Annotated in this window: 15 protein-coding genes; 6 read left to right on the top strand and 9 right to left on the bottom strand. The window is 56.1% G+C overall.

Annotation, left to right across the window (positions count from 1 at the left end):
• Positions 1-197 precede the first annotated feature (197 nt).
• Together ribA and trhA are read left to right on the top strand one after the other, a co-directional pair.
• Entirely contained in the window at positions 198-812 is a 615-nt protein-coding gene (ribA, locus tag L881_RS0109985) for a GTP cyclohydrolase II (RefSeq protein WP_025733556.1), read from the top strand.
• 207 nt (positions 813-1019) lie between these two features.
• Entirely contained in the window at positions 1020-1721 is a 702-nt protein-coding gene (gene trhA, locus L881_RS0109980) for a PAQR family membrane homeostasis protein TrhA (RefSeq protein ID WP_084055476.1), read from the top strand.
• Between the two features lie 161 nt (positions 1722-1882).
• Here trhA and L881_RS0109975 read toward each other — a convergent pair whose 3' ends face one another.
• On the bottom strand, positions 1883-3004 hold the full coding sequence (locus L881_RS0109975) for a calcium:cation antiporter (protein ID WP_025733554.1): 1122 nt from the start codon (positions 3002-3004) through the stop codon (positions 1883-1885).
• 221 nt (positions 3005-3225) lie between these two features.
• Between L881_RS0109975 and puuR the strand changes: the two genes are divergently transcribed.
• The gene (puuR, locus tag L881_RS0109970) at positions 3226-3789 is read left to right on the top strand and encodes an HTH-type transcriptional regulator PuuR (RefSeq protein ID WP_025733553.1); all 564 of its coding nucleotides are present in this window, start codon (positions 3226-3228) and stop codon (positions 3787-3789) included.
• A gap of 147 nt (positions 3790-3936) precedes the next feature.
• Here the strand turns inward: puuR and L881_RS0109965 are convergent, their stop codons facing one another.
• From L881_RS0109965 to puuD, 3 genes are all read right to left on the bottom strand, one after another.
• Positions 3937-5082, bottom strand: a complete 1146-nt coding sequence (locus L881_RS0109965) for a PQQ-dependent sugar dehydrogenase (protein ID WP_025733552.1) — start codon at positions 5080-5082, stop codon at positions 3937-3939.
• A gap of 171 nt (positions 5083-5253) precedes the next feature.
• A complete protein-coding gene (locus L881_RS0109960; RefSeq protein WP_025733551.1) occupies positions 5254-6549 on the bottom strand; it encodes an NAD(P)/FAD-dependent oxidoreductase in 1296 nt (431 codons plus the stop codon).
• The gene (puuD, locus tag L881_RS0109955) at positions 6546-7343 is read right to left on the bottom strand and encodes a gamma-glutamyl-gamma-aminobutyrate hydrolase (protein ID WP_025733550.1); all 798 of its coding nucleotides are present in this window, start codon (positions 7341-7343) and stop codon (positions 6546-6548) included. The genes L881_RS0109960 and puuD overlap by 4 nt, the downstream gene beginning before the upstream one ends.
• A 254-nt stretch (positions 7344-7597) precedes the next feature.
• On the opposite strand from puuD, the gene L881_RS0109950 reads away from it, so the two are divergent.
• Complete coding sequence (locus L881_RS0109950; RefSeq protein WP_025733549.1) at positions 7598-9139, top strand: APC family permease; 1542 nt, start codon at positions 7598-7600, stop codon at positions 9137-9139.
• A gap of 73 nt (positions 9140-9212) precedes the next feature.
• On the opposite strand, the gene L881_RS0109945 is transcribed toward L881_RS0109950, so the two are convergent.
• The 4 genes from L881_RS0109945 to L881_RS13175 form a co-directional block, all read right to left on the bottom strand.
• Positions 9213-9860, bottom strand: coding sequence for a DedA family protein (locus L881_RS0109945; RefSeq protein WP_025733548.1), 648 nt, complete (start codon positions 9858-9860; stop codon positions 9213-9215).
• Between the two features lie 91 nt (positions 9861-9951).
• Positions 9952-11718, bottom strand: coding sequence for a 1-deoxy-D-xylulose-5-phosphate synthase (locus tag L881_RS0109940; protein ID WP_025733547.1), 1767 nt, complete (start codon positions 11716-11718; stop codon positions 9952-9954).
• A gap of 313 nt (positions 11719-12031) precedes the next feature.
• Positions 12032-12907, bottom strand: a complete 876-nt coding sequence (ispA, locus tag L881_RS0109935; RefSeq protein WP_025733546.1) for a (2E,6E)-farnesyl diphosphate synthase — start codon at positions 12905-12907, stop codon at positions 12032-12034.
• The gene (locus tag L881_RS13175) at positions 12900-13178 is read right to left on the bottom strand and encodes an exodeoxyribonuclease VII small subunit (RefSeq protein WP_051464864.1); all 279 of its coding nucleotides are present in this window, start codon (positions 13176-13178) and stop codon (positions 12900-12902) included. The genes ispA and L881_RS13175 overlap by 8 nt, the downstream gene beginning before the upstream one ends.
• A gap of 320 nt (positions 13179-13498) precedes the next feature.
• Here L881_RS13175 and serA point away from each other — a divergent pair, with 320 nt between their 5' ends.
• Complete coding sequence (gene serA, locus L881_RS0109925; protein ID WP_025733544.1) at positions 13499-14746, top strand: phosphoglycerate dehydrogenase; 1248 nt, start codon at positions 13499-13501, stop codon at positions 14744-14746.
• Positions 14747-15046: 300 nt separating this feature from the next.
• Here serA and L881_RS0109920 read toward each other — a convergent pair whose 3' ends face one another.
• Positions 15047-16507 (bottom strand): sugar porter family MFS transporter, encoded by a 1461-nt coding sequence (locus tag L881_RS0109920; RefSeq protein ID WP_025733543.1) that lies wholly within the window; start codon positions 16505-16507, stop codon positions 15047-15049.
• Between the two features lie 416 nt (positions 16508-16923).
• Here L881_RS0109920 and L881_RS0109910 point away from each other — a divergent pair, with 416 nt between their 5' ends.
• Entirely contained in the window at positions 16924-17802 is an 879-nt protein-coding gene (locus tag L881_RS0109910) for an NAD(P)-dependent oxidoreductase (RefSeq protein ID WP_025733542.1), read from the top strand.
• Positions 17803-19195: the final 1393 nt, after the last annotated feature.

Below are 19195 nucleotides of genomic sequence, written 5' to 3'. Positions count from 1 at the left end.
GGATATATCAATAGATGCCGATGGATCTGCCCATAGCTGTACTGAGATCGTGCACTGGCGCTTGCCAATAGGGTATATAACCAGCGTTTATAAGACGCTAACAGCGGCCAGTGCTAAAGTGCGTGCCAATTAAATTTATCAAAGAAGGGGGGCGCCATGCCGTATACCAAGGCCAAAGCCCCCGATGCGAGGAACCTGTGACACTGCGTTACGTATCCCACTGCCTGCTGCCCAATGCAATTGCTGAATTCACCATGCATGGCTTCGAAGATGATGAAACCGGGCAGCAGCATATCGCGCTCACGCTGGGCGATATCAATAACGGCGAGCCAGTGCTTGGCCGCGTGCATTCCGAGTGTCTGACCGGTGATGCCCTGTTTTCGCGGCGCTGTGACTGCGGCTTCCAGCTTGAAGAAGCGCTGAAGCGAATTGCCGAGGAAGGGCGCGGGGTGCTTTTGTACCTGCGTCAGGAAGGACGCGGTATTGGACTGATCAATAAGATCAAAGCGTACCAGCTACAGGATCAGGGGCTGGACACGGTAGAGGCCAACCATCAGCTGGGGTTTGCCGCCGATCTGCGCACCTATGAAATGTGCGCTCCGATGCTGGAACATTTGGGCATCAAAGCGCTCAAGCTGATGACCAATAATCCTCGCAAGGTGGATGCCTTGACGCAGGTCGGTGTTGAAGTAGTCGAGCGTCAGCCGCTCACCACCGGCCTGAACAGCTATAACGAGCGCTACCTGTCCACCAAGGCCAGCAAACTCGGCCACATGCTGCGTCTCAGCGACTACACGCCGCTGGACGATTAGTAATCTTAAAGCGTCCCCTTGCGCGCAAGCGGGAACCATTTCCCAGTGCACCACTCCTACACTAAAGGGGTGGTATGCGCGAGGTGCCGACCTTTCAAGGCACTGCAAGCTGTAAAAGAGTCGGGCTTTCACACGTTTGCCACTCTCTTGGGCAATGCTGGCTCACTCTCGTTCAGACATCCGATGCCACAGCCAAGGAGGCCGAACATGTCAGCTATCGCATCCGCCATTGAACTGCGCCATGACACGCTGCTTTTTCGCGGTCGTGCTGCCGTGGAAGAGTGGTTTAACAGCGCAAGCCATGGTTTGGGTGCCGTACTCAGCGTAATGGGCATGATACTGCTTATCGTGTTAGCCAGCCTTGCGGTAGACCCATGGAAGATTGCCAGTGTCAGTGTATATGGAGCTTGTCTGACCACCCTCTATCTTGTCTCATGTCTCTATCATGCTTCGCGTAAGTGCTCACGCCGCAGGCTGCTTCAGCAACTTGATCACTGCGCCATCTTTCTCCTGATAGCGGGCACTTACACACCCTTTGTACTCGTCAATATGCGGGGAGAAGTAGGCTGGATACTATTTGGGCTGACCTGGTCACTCGCCATTCTCGGCATTGGCAGCAAGCTACTGTGGCCTGAACGCTTCCATGCGTTGCGCGTCTGTATCTATATAGTGATGGGCTGGCTGATGGTGCTGTTCCCTGGAGAAATGGTAGCCAAGCTCTCTCCCATCGCACGCGATCTGCTGCTGGCGGGCGGTATCACCTACACTGTCGGCGTGCTCTTTTACGCCATAGAGAAACTGCCCTTCAACCACGCCATTTGGCACCTGTTTGTGATTGGCGGCAGTGTGTGTCACTTCCTCGCGATCTACTACTCGATACTACCGTTTGGCACCGACATGCTGATGTAAAGGTTCGCTGCCTTTGACTACCAGGCACTCTCTTTTGGTTCGTCAGCCCCATGACACAACGGCCCTGTTCCCGACGAGAGAACAGGGCCGTTTGCATCAGTGAAGCTCAGCAAAATGGCTATCGAAGTGAGTGGTTACTTTCGCCCCGCACCTTCAAAACGCTAAACACCCATTACCGCAAGCATTACAAAGGTGGCAAAGAGGACGAAGTGCGTCATGCCTTCGATGGCGTTGGTTTCACCATCGTTCAGATTAATGGCGGCCACGAGAAGCGTTAACCCCACCATCATCATCTGAATAGGCTCCAGAGCCATCACGATGCGCTCGCCCTGGATCAGCGAAATCAGCTCGATGACAGGCACCGTCAGCACCACGGTAGAAAGTGAAGCCCCCAGCGCAATATTGATGACTGACTGCATATGGTTCGCCAGCGCAGCACGTATCGCGGTCAATATCTCAGGGCTGGCCGAAATCAGTGCCACCACAACAGCGACAAACAGCGGAGGCAGCGGCAGCCCTTGGGTAGATATCGACAGCCCCGTTGACATCTCTTCAGCCAATAGCCCTGTCAGTAACACCCCCACCACCAGCACGCCAATTGACCACCAAAGATTGGCGGGCGCGTCAGGCTGGGGCTGTGCTGCCATGGTGCCACCCTGCTGGTCGGGCTTTTTCTGTTTAGGCTTGCGCTTGTCCGGGTAGTTATAGGCAAAAAAGTAGCTGTGTGGGCCGGTTTGCATGCGCAGGAATACGCCGTAGAGCACCACCATCGCCCCAATATTAAACAGCGAAAATTCGACCCAGTTGGCTTCGGGCAGCATTCTGGGCAGCACCATGGTGACGCCCATGGCGGTCAGGATCATCACCACATAGCTTTTACTGGAGTCATCGTTATATACCTGCTCACCATGCTTGAAACCGCCCAGCAGCGCCGCTAGCCCAATGATTCCGTTCATGTCGAGCATCACGGCCGAGTAGATGGTGTCGCGCCCCAGGGTGGGAGAGTGCTCGTTATTCATCATGATGATCAGGATCATCACCTCCACCAGCACCGCTGACAGCGTTAATATCATCGTGCCGTAGGGGTCACCGACCTTCTCTGCCAATACTTCTGCATGATGGGCAACACGCATCGCAGCCCCGATAATGATCAGCACCAACCCGACGGTCACCACTCCCGCCAGCAGCTGCCCATTGCCCAGCCACAGGGATTCCAGAAAGTACCCTGCCACGACGGCAAGAATGCCTGTCATGAGCGGCCACTCTTGTGTCAGCTTCTGCATTGAATTCCTCATATATGCACGTTGGTGTTTTGCTTGTTTTGCTTATAGGTATAGCGCTGTCCTTGTGCGCCACGTACCAGTACGTGATCGACGAGAGACCGCCGCAGCTTTTTTTACTTTTATCATGATAGACGCCGCACCCGTTAAGCTCCATCATAGCGGCCTTTTTAGCACCGCAGTTACCCCACGGTAATCACACGGCTTCGAGGAATATACAGTCGATGAGCAGAGCGGATTGGAATGCAATCGGAGAGCGCCTTGCTGAACTGCGCAAGCAGCGCCAGTATTCCCAGCGTAAAGTGGCTGAGCTTGCCGGCCTGACTCACAGCGCCGTCAGCACGGTTGAGCAGAACAAGGTATCGCCCTCCATCAGTACGCTGCATAAGCTGCTGGGCGTCTATGGCATGTCATTGGCTGACTTCTTTGCTGAACAGGAAGCAGCGCCAGCCCCCCCTTCTATCGTCATTGAACCATCGGAGCGCGTACAGGTTGGCTCGCAGGGAGTTTCGCTGGAATTGCTGCACGGCAAGCAGGAAGGGGCAACGTTGGGCATGCTGATTGAAACCTATGCGCCGGGAAGTTCAACCGGCGATCGGCTTAGCCATAAAGGGGAGGAAGTAGGCACCGTACTGGAAGGCAGCATCGAAATTACCTACGGTGGTGAAACCTATACGGTGAGCGCGGGGCAGAGTTATGTCATTGATAACGCGATCCCACACACCTTCACCAACAGGGGCGAGGTGCCCGCACGCTTGATTAGCGCGCATACACCGCTGACTCTGTAAGACCTCTCTCTGCAAGACCTCTCTGGAACACTTGTCTCTGGAAGAGAGGCCCATCAGACGTGCGCCGTCGCCCTTCCTGTAGCCCTATCCCAACAGCCCGTCCGCTTCCTTTGTGGACGGGCTGCGTTCATCTCAGCAAGGTCTTTTTCACTGCGCTTTTAGCGTTAATCGCATTAGCTGACCAGGGTTGGAATCTTCGAGCAGCCAGATGGCGCCATCGGGAGCGACGGCCACATCGCGAATCCGTTTGTTCAGCTTCCAGCGCTCAATCTCGCCGATCTGGTTATCATTATTGATACCCACACGCACCAGACCCTGGCCGCTCAGCGAGCTGATCAGCAGGCTTTCCTTCCAGCCCGGAAATTCGCTGCGGTTATATAGCGCAATGCCGCCAGGCGAAATAACCGGCGTCCAATAGACGGCAGGGGCATCGTACTCGGGGCGGGTTGAGTGATCGGGAATCGGCGAGCCGTCGTAGTTGTCACCGTTGGAGACATCTCCCCAACCGTAATTACCTTCAGGTTTGATCAGGTTCAGCTCATCGCCGCCCTTGGGCCCCATCTCGGTTTCCCACAAGGTGCCATTGGACGAGAAGGCCAGACCGTAAGGGGTGCGATGGCCGGTAGACCAGGTTTGCGCGCGTACACCGCCGTCATCGGCATGAGGATTGGTGTCGGGAGTACCGCCCTCAAGCGTAAGCCTGAAGATTTTGCCTGACGGATGAGCCGGATTCTGCGCGGAATCCGGCGCCATGCGATCACCGACGGTGAAAAACAGATAACGCTCATCCGGTGAAAATGCGATTCTGCCGCCCGGCTGACCGCCCGAAGCCGCCTCCGACTGCTGCCAGACCACCTTCTTGTTGGTGAGCGCCAGCGAATCGCTCTGAGTGGCAAGCGTCGCTTTCATCAGCGTTACCTTGCTGCCACCGTTAGCGGGCGCGTTATAGCTGAAGTACACCTGCTTCGACTTGTTGAAGTCAGGTGCCAGTGCGACATCCAGCAACCCATTCTGGCCGCCGGTAGCCACCTCGGGCACTCCGCTGATAGCCTGCTTGTTTCCTTGCTGATCGACTAGAAACATATGCCCCGGTTTCTCGGTTACCAGCGCTTTTCCATCCGGCAAAAAGGCCAGCGCCCAGGGCGTATCGAAGTTGGCGAGCGGTTTGATATCAAAGGGCAGGGAATCACTCGCTTTGATATCCCCCGCATTGATGCTTTCTGCCGCAGCAAAAGCGCTATTGAAAAGAGCAATGGTAAGCAGGGAAGTCGCTAGAGTCCGTAGGGTTGCCATGGCACCCTCCTTTGAGTGAAAGCGGTCAGAAGGCTTCAACTACCGCATTCAACCTACAATACTTGCCGGAGGATGCAACACTTCGCCATTCGTCGTAGTGCGCCAGAAGAGCGCCACCCTCTCCCTTGAATAACCGCCCTGCCTGCTACGTAAAGGGCTGGCGGATTCGCCTTATATCCCCAACCGGTCGCGCAGCGAATAGTAGGAAGCGCCGATCGCCGACAGCGGCGCGGCGAACCTGCGGCCGCCCGGCATTGGCATGTGAGGCAGCGTCGCAAAGGCATCGAAGCGCTCGGACTGCCCCTTGATCACTTCGGCAAACAGTTTGCCCGCCAGATGAGTAGTGGTCACACCATGCCCACTATAGCCCTGCATGTAGTAGACGTTGCTCTCCAGCCGCCCGAACTGCGGAAGCCGCGAGAGTGTCATCAAAAAGTTGCCGGTCCAGCTGAAATCAATAGTAATGCCCTTCAACTGCGGGAAGGTTTTCAGTAGCTTCGGCAAAATCAGCGACTTCACATCCGCCGGATCGCGCGCGCCATACACCACACCGCCGCCATAGAGCAGGCGGTTATCTCGCGTCAGACGGAAGTAGTCGAGCAGATAGTTGCAGTCTTCGACGCACATGTTGTTTTTCAACAGGGTCGCGCGCTGCTCATCGCTTAGCGGCTCAGTGGCGATAATCTGGGTGCCGCACGGCATGCTGCGCTTCTTCAGCTCAGGCTCTACGTCATTGAGGTACGCATTGCCCGCCACCAGCACAAAACGCGCGGTTACCTGCCCCTTCGGGGTTTTCACCACGGCAGGGTCACTGTGACGAATCGAGATGGCGGGCGACTGCTCGAAGACACGCCCCCCATTGCGACGAATGGCGTCGGCTTCACCCAGCGCCATATTGAGCGGGTGGATATGGCCGCCGCTACGGTCGAGCAGGCCGCCTACGTAACGTTGGCTACCCACTTCGTCAGCAATACGTTGGCTATCCAGTATTTCAAGCTGGTGATTTCCCAAGCGTTCCCACAGCTGTTGCTGTTCTTCCAACGCCTTCTGCTGGCGTCCATTCAGCGCAGCGAAGATGCCGCCGTCGCGCAGATCACACTGAATGTCATACTGCTTGATACGGTCGCGAATAATCTGGCCGCCTTCGAAAATCATGCTACCCAGCATTTTCGCCGTATCCGCGCCGTACTGCTTTTCAATCACGTCAACATCGCGGCTATAGGAATTCACCAGCTGACCACCATTGCGGCCACTGGCACCATAACCGATGCGAGCACCTTCCAGCAGCACGACGTCGTAACCCGCTTCACTCAAAAACAGCGCACTGGAAAGCCCGGTAAAGCCCCCTCCCACCACGCACACGTCACAGCTGATCGACTCCTCCAGCTCGGTAAATGGAGCGTGCTGATTGGCGCTGGCCGCGTAATAGCTGGAGACATACTGCGAGGGGAAAGAGGATGTGGTCATACGGCTTCTCCATGGGAGTGAGTCTGTGCGTGAAAGCGCTGGGCCTTAGCAATGAAGGCATCGAACAAGCGGCGAGAAAGTTCATCTGCGCGGCTATTCCACTCGGGATGCCACTGCACTCCTACGGCGAAGGGGTGGCCGGTAACAGAGACGGCCTCGATCAAGCCATCCTCGGCACGCCCTTCGACACAGAGGCGATCGCCCAGCGTCGCGATACCCTGACCATGCAGTGAATTAACCCGCCAGTGTGTTATGTCGCCGAGCAATTCATGAAGGTGGTGGCCTGCTTCAATGGAAATAGCATGGGCTGGGGCGTATTGCGCCTCCAGATCGGCCTTTGGGTCTTCGCGATGCTCACGCAACCCGGGCTGCTCCCACAAGCGCCGAAACAGCTTTCCGCCAGTTCTAACCACCAGCTCTTGGGTACCACGGCAAACGGCCAGCAGCGGCATCGAATGCTCAAGAGCATGGTCAATCAAGGCAAAGGCGAGCTGATCGCGGCCCGCATCGGGGTGCGGCTCGGGCGATAGATCTTCACCGCGATCTGCACTGAGGTAATGGTGAGGTTCGATGTTGCTGGCGCTGCCGGTCAGAAAAATGCCATCCAGGACGCTTAAGGCACGTTTCAATAGTGCAGGCGACGCCATCACGTCATGGGGCAGCACAAGGGGCGTAGCACCCGCCAGCGCCAGTGCATGAAGGTATTTGTCCTTCACATTCTGACTATTCTGCCCACCGTGAAGACCGCTGTCCGCAATAACACCGACAACAGGAACGGATGAAATTTCTTCCATTATTATTATTCGCCTCTGCCTGCCCATGACTGATAAAGATCAGATAGAAGCACACAATCACCTATAAAAACAAGCCACTTCCCTACAACCAAAGAGGGGTTAACAAACCTCTGGATACACGTTACTTGTAATATATATATTCCACCTTACTGAACCATGAGCTACCGCACGGTTCACCTGCGCCCGCAATCGCCCTCCGGGCGGCTGATGGACATCTTCCATGTCGATTACAACCCACAAGATGACATACACCTATGAACCATTCCGATTGCACTGCTCTTCGCGCACATCAGACTGAACACACTTCAGACAAAGGGCTGGCCAAAGGGCGCATGACCCTCCTTGGCTGCATTGTGCTGGGCATCTCATGTATTGCACCGGTCTATACGCTGACGGGAGCACTGGGGCCGACTGTACGCGAAGTAGGTGTTCACTTACCGGCCATTTTCATCGTCGGTTTTATCCCCATGCTGCTGGTGGCCTTCGGCTATCGTGAACTCAACTCACATGTGCCGGACAGCGGTACTTCCTTTACCTGGTCAACGCGCGCCTTCGGCCCCAAAATCGGCTGGATTGGCGGGTGGGGGCTGGTGACGGCAACTACCGTGGTGCTCTCCAATCTAGCGGGAGTGGCCGTGGATTTTTTCTATCTCTTTTTAGCGCAAGTCAGCGGCCATCCTGAGATAGAGGCGTTAAACAGCAATTTGACCGTGAATATCATCACCTGCCTAGGATTTATCGCGATTGCGGTATGGATGTGCTGTCGCGGCATTACCACCACCAAGAGCGTGCAGTACGTGCTGGTAACGCTCCAGCTGGTCGTGCTGATAGCCTTTGCGGTAACAGCCTTCCATAAAGCGTCGCTGGCTCCCTCGGCACACTTCAGCCTCGAATGGTTCAACCCGTTTGGCATCAGCAGCTTCTCGGCATTCACCGCCGGGCTATCACTCTCTATCTTTATCTTTTGGGGCTGGGATGTATGCCTGACGGTCAATGAGGAGTCAGTGGGCAGCGATCGCACGCCTGGCGTGGCGGCCACGTTGACGGTGCTGATCATTCTGGCGCTCTATCTGTTTACCGCGGTTGCTACGCTCTGTTTCGCAGGTATCGGCGAGAGCGGCTATGGCCTCGGCAGCAGCGCGGTGCAATCCAATGTCTTTGCGCAACTGGCGGGGCCGGTAATGGGGCCATTGGCAATCACCATGTCGATTGCCGTGCTCGCCAGTACCGCTGCCTCGCTGCAATCCACCTTCGTATCACCTGCACGCACGCTGCTGGCGATGGGCTATTACTGCGCTGTCCCCAAACGCTTCGCGAGCATTCATCCGCATCATCGCACGCCGCGTTTTGCCACGATCAGCGCCGGTGTCGCCGCGGGGATTTTCTACACGGTGATGCGCGTGCTCAGCGACAATGTGCTCAATGACACCATTACTGCGCTCGGAATGATGATCTGCTTTTATTATTCGCTCACGGCGTTTGCCTGCGTGTGGTACTTCCGCGCCTCGCTCTTCACCCATATCAGGCATTTTATTCTGCGCGGTCTCTGCCCCTTTGTTGGTGGCGTAGTGCTGACCGTTATCTTCATTCAGACCGCCATAGATAGCTGGGACCCCGCCTTCGGCAGCGGTTCAGAAGTGGCAGGAATCGGATTGGTCTTCGTGATTGCGTTCTTCATATCACTACTGGGGCTGGCACTGATGCTGCTGTCCCAGTTCAGCGCCCCCGCCTTTTTCCTGGGTACAACCCTGCGCCACGATAGCCCCATCAATGAAGAACCCGAGATCAACGGCTAAGAAGAGCACAAAAAAACGGTGGCACCAACGCCATGAGAAGACGTTGGTGCCACCGCTGCATGACGTGTAAGCGCTACTTACTATGGCGCCGATGGCGCACCAGCTCAACAATGGGCGGCAAAATGGAGATCACGATAATCGCCACAATCAGCAGCTTCAGGTTCTCTCTGATAATCGGCAGATCACCAAAGATAAAGCCTGCGTAGGTAAATAGCGCGACCCACAGTACCGCCCCCAGCACGTTATAAAGCCCAAACTGGCGGTAGGGCATTTTGGCCGCCCCCGCGACAAAGGGAGCGAAGGTACGAATGATCGGGATGAACCGCGCCAGCACAATGGCCTTGCCGCCATGCCGATCAAAAAACCGATGGGTTTTATCGAGATAGCTGCGCCGCAGGAAGCGTGCGTGTGGATTGGCAAAAAGCGCTTCTCCGAAGAACCGGCCGATCAGGTAATTCACCGCATCGCCCAATATCGCTGCCACCATCAGCAGCAGTGCGAATACATGCACGTTCAGGCTATTGCTGGGCAGCGCGGCCAGCGCGCCTCCGACGAACAGCATGGAGTCACCGGGCAAAAACGGCGTGACCACCAGGCCGGTTTCACAAAACACGATGGCAAACAGAATGGCATAGACCCAGTAGCCGTATTCGGCGACCAGCTGTGCCAAATGCACGTCGATATGCAGAATGAAGTCGATGAAGAAATGAATAATGGCCACGCTTATAATCCCTGACACGGCGGCAAGCAGCTTTCTGAAAGCACTTACCGTCGAATGCTTATAAATACATAATTATCGAGTGCTGAATGACTCAGCACTTGGCTACAAATGCTTCGACCCGACGCACGATCCCAGCGGCGTCGAGGCCGCACTGCGCCAGCAGCTCCTCACGCTTTCCGTGCTCAATAAAGCAGTCTGGCACCCCTAATCGCAACAGGGAAGCCTCCCTCTGCTGCTGCGCCAGCAGTTCAGCAATGGCGCTCCCCGCGCCACCTTCTGCCGCATGATCTTCCACCGATACCAGCCAGCGATGACTGCCTGCTACCTCCAGCACCAGCGCGCGATCCAGCGGCTTCACGAAGCGTAAATCAATCACCGAAACGTCCAACTGCTCAGCCGCCTCCAGCACCGCATCAAGCAGCGCCCCAGTATTCAGCAACGCGATATTGCGCTGGCCGCGACGCAGCCAACGCCCGCGCCCCCACTCGAAAGCAGACGCTCCCATTGGCTCGGCTGGCAGCGCCCCTCGCGGGTAGCGTACCGCTGCCAGCCCAGGATGACGATGCGCCACATCGAGCATTTGCTTAAGTTCCAATTCAGTCGATGGCGCCATCAGCACCACATCAGGAATAGCGCGCAGCAGTGCGATATCGAAAATACCGTGATGCGTGACACCATCCTCGCCCACCAGCCCCGCTCTATCCACGGCCAGTGTTACCGGTAAATGCTGTACGGCGACATCATGAATAATCTGATCAACCGCGCGCTGCAAAAAGGTCGAATAGAGAGCAACTACGGGGCGAGTACCTTCGCAGGCCATGCCTGCCGCAAGCGTGACAGCATGCTGCTCGGCAATGCCGACATCGAAAAACCGGTCAGGCCAGCGCTCGGCGAAGCGGGTTAGCCCCGAGCCTTCACGCATGGCGGGCGTCACCACCAGCAGCTTGTTATCTTGAGCCGCGGTGTCACTGGCCCATTCGCCGAACAGGTGATGGCACGCCCGCCGCTCATTTTTTGCTGAAGCGGGTGAATGTGCGTGACCGCGGCTTAACGCATCAGCCTCTGCCGGAGCAAAGCCTGCGCCCTTACGCGTCACCACATGCAGCAGTCGAGGGCCTGATTGTGCGGTAAGCTGCCCCAACGTTGCCAATAGGTTCGGCAGATCATGCCCATCGACCGGCCCGGTATAGCTAAAACCGAACGTTTCGAAGAAAGCGGCAATATCCGCAGGCAGCGGCTGCTCTGCGCTGGGAAAGCGCTCGGCCAACGCCCCCACATGGGAAGAGATCGACATGCCGTTGTCGTTCAACACCACCAGTAGATTTGCCCCCGTGCCACCTGCGTGCGCCAGCGCTTCCAGGCTCATGCCGCTGCTGAGCGCACCATCTCCCACTACCGCGCACACCTGCCTGCCCTCGCCCAGACGCTGGGCCGCCAGCGCCATACCGGTCGCCGCCGAGATCGCCGTTCCCGCATGCCCCACACCAAAGCAGTCCCATTCGGACTCATTGCGCGAAGGAAACGGTGCCAGCCCACTGGATTGACGGATAGTGGAGAGCGCAGCCCGCCGACCGGTCAGCATTTTATGCGGATAGGCTTGATGCCCTACATCCCATACCAAACGATCGTGGGGCGTATCGAGCACGAAGTGCAGGGCCAGCGTCAGTTCGACAACCCCTAGCCCAGCGCCCAGATGCCCCCCGTTACGGCCAATATCGAACAGCAGTTGCGCCCGTACCTGGTCCGCCAACGGCACCAGTTGAGCTGGCGTCAACGCACGCAATGCGCGAGGCGAATCAATGCCATCGAGTATCGGCGTAGCAGGCGCCTGCTCGGGAAATTGAGAAAAGTGTTGCATACCACCACTCGGCTCGCGGAAGGAGGAGAGCGTCGCGCAACGTCACATGCCAAACGTTATCGCGACATCTCATAAAAGGGCACGCAGCGCCTTCAAAAGAAGGCGCATTACCGTGACACCACCCAGATGCCATGCTACCGGCAAAGGCACCAGAGTAGTGTGAATTTCAGCACGATTCTGCCGCAGGCTTCGACGCCGGTTTCCCTATACAAGAAGCACTCGCCGCTACGCTCGCTTCATGCCCCCCAGCCTAAGGACCGCATAAAAAGCGATATTGGCAATCAGACGGCGCTCTCGATCACGGCACAACCCATTAATGATCGCGGCTTACCATGTAACGCGCCAGGGTTTGCAGCGGCTCGGCAGCATCGCCGAAAACCGACAGCGCTTCGCAGGCTTCATCCACCAATGACGCAGCGCGCTGGGCGGCCTGTTCCAGCCCCAGCAGCACAGGATAGGTCGGCTTGTTATGTTCGGCATCCGCCCCCTGATGCTTGCCAATCACGTCGGTATCACCGACGACATCGAGCACATCATCATGAATCTGGAACGCAAGTCCAATGGCCGCCCCGTAGCGACGCAGCGCATCCAGCCGTTCATCGCCTTCCTGAAGCTCAAGCAGCGCCGCCATTTCGATTGCCGCGATAATCAAGGCACCGGTTTTATGGCGATGAATACGAATCAGCTGCTCAAGGGAGATGGATTGCCCAACGGCGGCCAGATCAAGAGCCTGCCCCCCGGCCATGCCATTTCGACCGGAAGCCCGCGCCAATGCCGCCACCAGCGCGGCTGCACGCGGCTCTGACGACGTTGCCAACAGCTCAAACGCCAGCGTTTGCAACGCATCCCCCGCCAGCACGGCAGTCGCTTCATCGAAGGCGCGATGCACGGTAGGACGCCCGCGCCGCAGGTCATCATCATCCATTGCGGGAAGGTCGTCATGCACCAATGAATAAGCGTGAATCAGCTCGACGGCAGCGGCTCCGGCATCAATACGCTGAGCCTCGATACCCAGCACCTTTCCCGTCGCATAAGCGAGTGTTGGACGCAGGCGCTTGCCGCCCCCCATCACCGCATAGCGCATCGCTTCATCGAGTTTCGCCTCAGCCCCCGGAGTGGCCGAAAATGCGCCCTCCAGTACCGTATTGACCCGCTGCCGCGCTTCATTTACCAGCGTTTGCTCACTCATTACTGGCTCCCTCATCACGCGATGAAGGCGCATTATCGTCGCGTTCCAGCAAGGTTTTGATCTTCAACTCAGCGGCATCCAGACGACTGCGCGCTTCACGCGTCAAACGCACCCCCTGCTCGAAGGAAGCCAGCGACTCTTCAAGCTCAAGATCGCCGCCTTCCAGACGTTCGACTATTGCTTCAAGCTGCTTGAGTTTAGTGCCAAAGTTTTGCGAAGTGTCTTCCTGCAAAGCACCCTGATTCGGCGCCTCGGAGTAGTGATCGGCCATACGTTGAAATCCCTAAGTAAACGCGGCAAGGCAAGCTCTATGCCGTTATTATGGCATAGCAAGCAACATCGGCCCCAGCCAGCATCGTGATTGAACAGGATTCACTATCAGCCTGAATATGCTAGCCGCGCCGATGGCCTTCACCCTATGGTAGGATGAGTTGCGACAATTCTTCCGGCGTCGAGGAAGCCTATCACTCCGCTGCAAGTGGCCGGTTCAGGCGCGCTATTGGTGCGAAAAGCACCTTGCCAGCACCCTTGACTGCATTGCCTCGGCAACTCCCCCGACGCGCCCACTCATCTCGTGAGGTTATGGCAACGATGGCAAAAACGTCCCTGGACAAGAGCAAGATCAAGATTTTGCTGCTTGAGGGCATTCACCAAACCGCTGTTGATCATTTGTTAGCGTCCGGCTACACCAACATCGAACACCTCAAGACCTCGCTCTCCGAAGACGACCTGGTCGAAAAAATCAAGGATGTGCACTTCATTGGCATTCGTTCACGCACTCAGCTAACCGAGCGTGTGTTCGCGGCCGCTGAAAAGCTGACGGCTGTTGGATGTTTCTGCATCGGAACCAACCAGGTAGATCTCAACGCTGCGCTGGTGCGCGGTATTCCGGTCTTCAACGCCCCCTACTCCAACACTCGTTCGGTAGCGGAGCTGGTGATCGGCGAGATCATCATGCTGATGCGTCGGATTCCTGAAAAAAGCCGCAATGCGCATCAGGGCGGCTGGTCGAAAACGGCCACAGGTGCCAACGAAGTGCGCGGTAAAACGCTCGGTATCGTGGGTTACGGCAATATCGGCAAGCAGCTCTCGGTGCTCGCTGAAAGTCTCGGCATGCGCGTTATCTACTACGATGTAGTCACCAGGCTCGATATGGGTAACGCCCATCAGGCCACCTCGCTGGATGAACTGCTGACCACCGCTGACATCGTGAGCCTGCACGTACCGCAGCTTCCTTCGACCGAATGGATGATTGGCGGCGAGCAGATCGCGCTCATGAAAGAAGATGCCGTTCTGATCAACGCTTCGCGCGGCAACGTGGTTCGTATCGACGAGCTTGCTGAAGCGATGGAAGATGGTCATCTGCGCGGCGCTGCCATCGACGTTTTCCCGAAAGAGCCGAAAGGTAACGGCGAAGAGTTCGTCTCACCGTTGCGCGGCCTTGATAACGTGATCCTGACCCCGCACGTTGGCGGCTCCACTGAAGAAGCCCAGCAGAATATCGGCATCGAAGTCGCTGACAAGCTGATTACCTATTCCGACAACGGCACCACCATCACTTCGGTCAACTTCCCCGAAGTACAGCTGCCGTCGCACCCCAACAAGCACCGTCTGCTGCACATTCACAAAAACGTGCCGGGCGTCATGTCAGAGATCAACCGCGTGCTGGGCGAACACAATATCAATATCTCTGGTCAGTACCTGCAAACCAACGCAGGTGTCGGCTATGTCGTTATTGATGTGGATAAAGCCTACGGCCCCGAAGCGCTGGCTGCTCTGCGCGAAGTCGATGCAACACTGCGTACTCGCGTTCTCTACTCTGATGATGACACGGAGTAACGCGCTCTAAATAGCGCGCTTCAACGCTAACCGGCAATTCGCCGCGTTAACGCACACTGCCCCCGAAGACCGAGCTCTATCCGGCCTTCGGGGGCAGTTTTATATGTGGTGGGTTTTCCTTTATGAGCGCACTGATGCCCTTCTCTGACGAAGCAAATGCCTTGCAGCAGGCTGTTTTCTCACCGCGTGTAGGCCGAGCATTGCCAAGGCGAGTTGAGTCTTGCCTGAATACTCACCAACCAGTGCCCCACCAAAAAAGGCGCACCTCTCGGCGCGCCTTTTCCCAATCATGCACAGCGCTTAGCTGTCGCTCGCCTTATGCTGCTTTTTCTGAAGCGGCGTAAAGTTGCCTTCCTGAAGATCGGATTCGATCTGTTCAAGGCTTTTGCCTTTGGTTTCAGGCACCAGAAACAGAATGAACAGGAAGCCCAGCACATTCAGCAGTGCGTAGAACCACATGGCCCCGCCAATCGTCAGCAAATTCACCATGGTGAGCGCCGTGCCGGTCAGGATCAGATTGGAGCCCCACAGGGTAGCGGCGTGCAGGCTGGTCGCCTTCTCTCGAATGGCAACGGGGTAAAGCTCGGAGCCCATCAGCCAGCCGATCACTTGAATACCGCCCGCGTTGAATACCATGAAGGCAAACAGGAAGCCGACTATCAGCCACGATGTGCTGGGGCCATCCATGCCCAGCAGCCATACTGCGCCTAGCCCAAACAGGGAGAGCGCGGCGGGCGGCATCATCACAAGCGCAAGGGTGCGACGCCCCACATGATCGACAATCAGCTTGCCGAGAACCGTCATGACCAGATAGATCACTGCAACACCCAATGCCGAATAGAGCGCGGCCGTGTGGCTAAAGCCAGCATCCGACAGGAAGGTGGGCGTGTAGTAAATCATCATCTCGATACCGGAGAGCTGGGTAAACGCCGCGACGCCAAGCCCAGCAACCAGCGCTGGACGTACCCAGGGCTTGCGCACCTCGCTCCAGCCGGCACGTTCTGCCTTGGAAGAAGCCTTGCGGGTTTTCTCTATCGAGCGCAGCTCGCGCATCACTTCACGGTTGGTCTCTCGTACCAGCCCCAGCGCATGACGGGCTTCTTTAAGACGCTTTTGCCCCACTAGCCAACGCGGACTCTCCGGCAGACTAATCATACCGAGCGCCAGGATAGCCGCAGGAATGGCTGCCACCATAATCATGGTGCGCCAGCTCCATACATCCTGAAGGAAAGCACCGACCAGACCGGCTGCCAGGATGCCGACCCCAATCGAAATATTGAAGTAGGTGACCAGCCGCCCGCGCTTGTCAGGGGGTGCCAGCTCAGCGATGTAGACGGGCACTATCTGCGAAGCTCCGCCGACGGCGGCACCAAGCAACAGCCGTGACATTCCCAGCCAGAATGCCGATACCGAAAAACCGCAGCACATGACGCCCACGACGAAAATGACCGCTACCGCCATGATGGTATAGCGACGCCCGATGATACTGGCTACCTTGCCGCTACCCAGCGCGCCAATAACAGCCCCCACCAGGATTGCACTGGTGACCATCTCCTGAACGTTGTGAGAGAGACTGAATTCGTTGGAAATTTGCAGCAACGCGCCCGAAATGATTCCGGTGTCGTAGCCATAGAGAAAACCAGCGATTGCCGCGATGCCCGCGGTACTGAGCAGGTAGACTTCCGCACCGAATGAAGACGTATCCTTCGAAGGCTCAGAGTCCAATGATGTGCTATTTGGGTCGTTGAGGTTATCGCTCACGAGCCTCTCCATATAATGTCGGAATTTACACGCTACGTTGTGGTAGCAGGGAGTGTCAGAAAACCCCGCTTTCGTTCCAGCACGATCTCAACGCAATAAATATCTATATACACGCGAATTGGCTGCTGTCGTTACGTTCTATCTGCCCTCCCTGTCGTTGCATGACCACTCATCAGGAAGCAGTGAGCACAAGGCGTTAGCCCGTCCTTGATGGTTCATGCCGTGGATTTCCTTTCACCGGGCTTGAAAGCCTCGGTATTCGACGCAAAGGTAGCTAACGCAGAGCTGACATATGCGAACAGCAATGGAGCATGCCCCACTGCCACACCAGCGCAAGCTCTGCATCAGGCCATGCCTCATGCCTTATTTCAGCAGCGCTGTTAGCGAACACTTACTCACTTGGAGAGGTCCATCTCATGTCTACCCAACAAACAGTCGCAGTGCTCGGTCTAGGAACGATGGGCCATCCCTTCGCCGCGAATTTGATCGCCAAAGGGTTTGATGTTCACGTATGGAATCGCTCGTCTGGCAAGGATGATGACCTGGTGGCCCAGGGCGCGACACGAGCAGGTTCAGCGACGGAAGCGGTGGCTTCTGCTAAGGTGGTAATTAGCATGCTCTCCACACCAGAAGCGACCGAAGAAGTGTTGTTTGGCGATCAGGGAGCGCTGGCCGCCATGCAAGAACACGCCATTTTAGCGCAAATGGGAACGATCGGCGAGGAGGCAACCCTACGTCTGGCCGAGAAGGCAAAACAGCACTATCCTACCATCGTATGGCTTGATGCGCCGGTTTCCGGCAGCAAGGTTCCCGCTGAAAAAGCGCAGGTGCTGGTACTGGCCAGCGGCGATGAAGAGCGCGGCAAAGCGGCCCAGCCGGTATTCGATGCCATAGGCAAAGGAACCAAATGGCTTGGCCCTGTAGGTGCGGGCAGTCGTATGAAGCTGGTGGTCAATGCGTGGCTGGTGATGCTGATGCAGGCGATCAATGAGTCATCCATTTTGGCTGACCACTTCGGCTTCTCAAGCGATGACCTTTGGTCGGTGCTCGACGGCGGCCCTCTGGCGGTGCCTTACATGAAACCGAAGCTCGCTAAAATTGACAGCAGCGACTATTCCACCGAGATGGCGCTGGAATGGGGTCTCAAGGATGCTCTGTTAGCGCTTGATGAAGCCAATGCCGATCAACTTCCCAGTCTGAGCCGCGTGGCGGAAATATGGCAAAAAGCCACCGATGACGGTCTTGGGGAAAAGGATATCAGCGTCGTCACTGATTATTTACGCAACCAGAAGTAAGTAATCACTACTGACACAACGCTTGGCTAACGCCATTTGCGTGCCCGGTGCCTTCCCCATTAGCGCGGCATAAGACATCGGGCGTTGTGAGGCGTTACCTGCCGTGCCATCACGTCTTTGCCCCTCTGCCACTGGCTTTACCGCTTCCTGAGAGAAGGCGAAAACCAGAACACCACTTCCTCTGTTAGCAGTGCTGGCTTCTCACTACATGCTGTTCACACCTCGCCGTTCATTCACGAACAACGCCTTATCGGCTCCTTCCCGAACGTGACGCCTGCCCTTCCAAGCACCAGCGTTCACATCCTCCTTTCCCTCAGTTGAACCTTCTCCTTCCGAACAAAGTTGAGAGCACCGTGGCGCTGGACCGTCACGCTTCCCTTATTCCACACGGCGCACCACTGTGCACGCCATTGCCAATGCCTAAAACGTAAAACCATGCACTGATTAACGAATATACGCAGGAAACGTGTGGCCAGGATGTCTTCCTACGGATGCAGTTCGAGGAAGTGAGTCACCGGCTATAGGTGAGGACAAAACAGCAAGCGCCTTGCTGGTGGCGCTCGATGCGGCACCTAGCCCCCCTTTTGCAGGCAACATTACATATAAATTACGTAATATTATGTATAAAAATCTGGTTGGATAAATTTTGAGCACTAAATCCTAGGTAAAATTGAAGAAAACAGCCCCAAGACTGATGATGTCATGGTCATAAAATGACCAAAAAATTCACCTAAAACCAGAGCGACTACCGTCCATACAAACTATAGGCACATTCAAAACATATCAAAAACACGGATTTTATCTGCGAAATAGCTATTTTTTGCCCCAGAAGACGGAAAGCATATTTTTTCACTCACACATGACAATGATGAAGACCATTTTGACGGAATAGATCTGGATAAAAAATGATCACTAATACAATCAGCTCACCATATTTTCACTGTTTCGTCCATTGTGTAATTAATCATAATACTAATAAAACGTTACGTAACATAGACTTTAATGGGCAGTTATCCATGCGATGCACAGTTACTGCGTTGATAGGCGGTAAAAACAGGCTGTCGAAAACACGGATGAAAACAGGAGGAAACAAGGCGTTAGAGGGGAAATTTTCAAAAAGGGAAGGAAGGGCGAGTAGCCCTTAGAGCCTGCTCAACGTCTCGCGAGCTAGCGCTATGCACGGCAAAAACAGGCAAGGACGCGGAGCTTACTCGTTGTGCATGGGCAAGCCGAGCCTGTTGTTAATGTAGTAGAGCCAACGCGCAGCAGATTTTTGAACAGTTAGCCTGTGGCACTCACACCTGACATCAGAGACCAATCATCTCTGCCTCATGCACAGTGGGCGTGGGCGTGGGCGTGGGCGTGGGCGTGGGCGTGGGCGTGGGCGTGGGCG

The sequence above is a fragment of the Carnimonas nigrificans ATCC BAA-78 genome (assembly GCF_000526695.1).
Classification (GTDB): Bacteria; Pseudomonadota; Gammaproteobacteria; order Pseudomonadales; family Halomonadaceae; genus Carnimonas; species Carnimonas nigrificans.
This window is presented reverse-complemented; position numbering and strand designations above follow the sequence as displayed.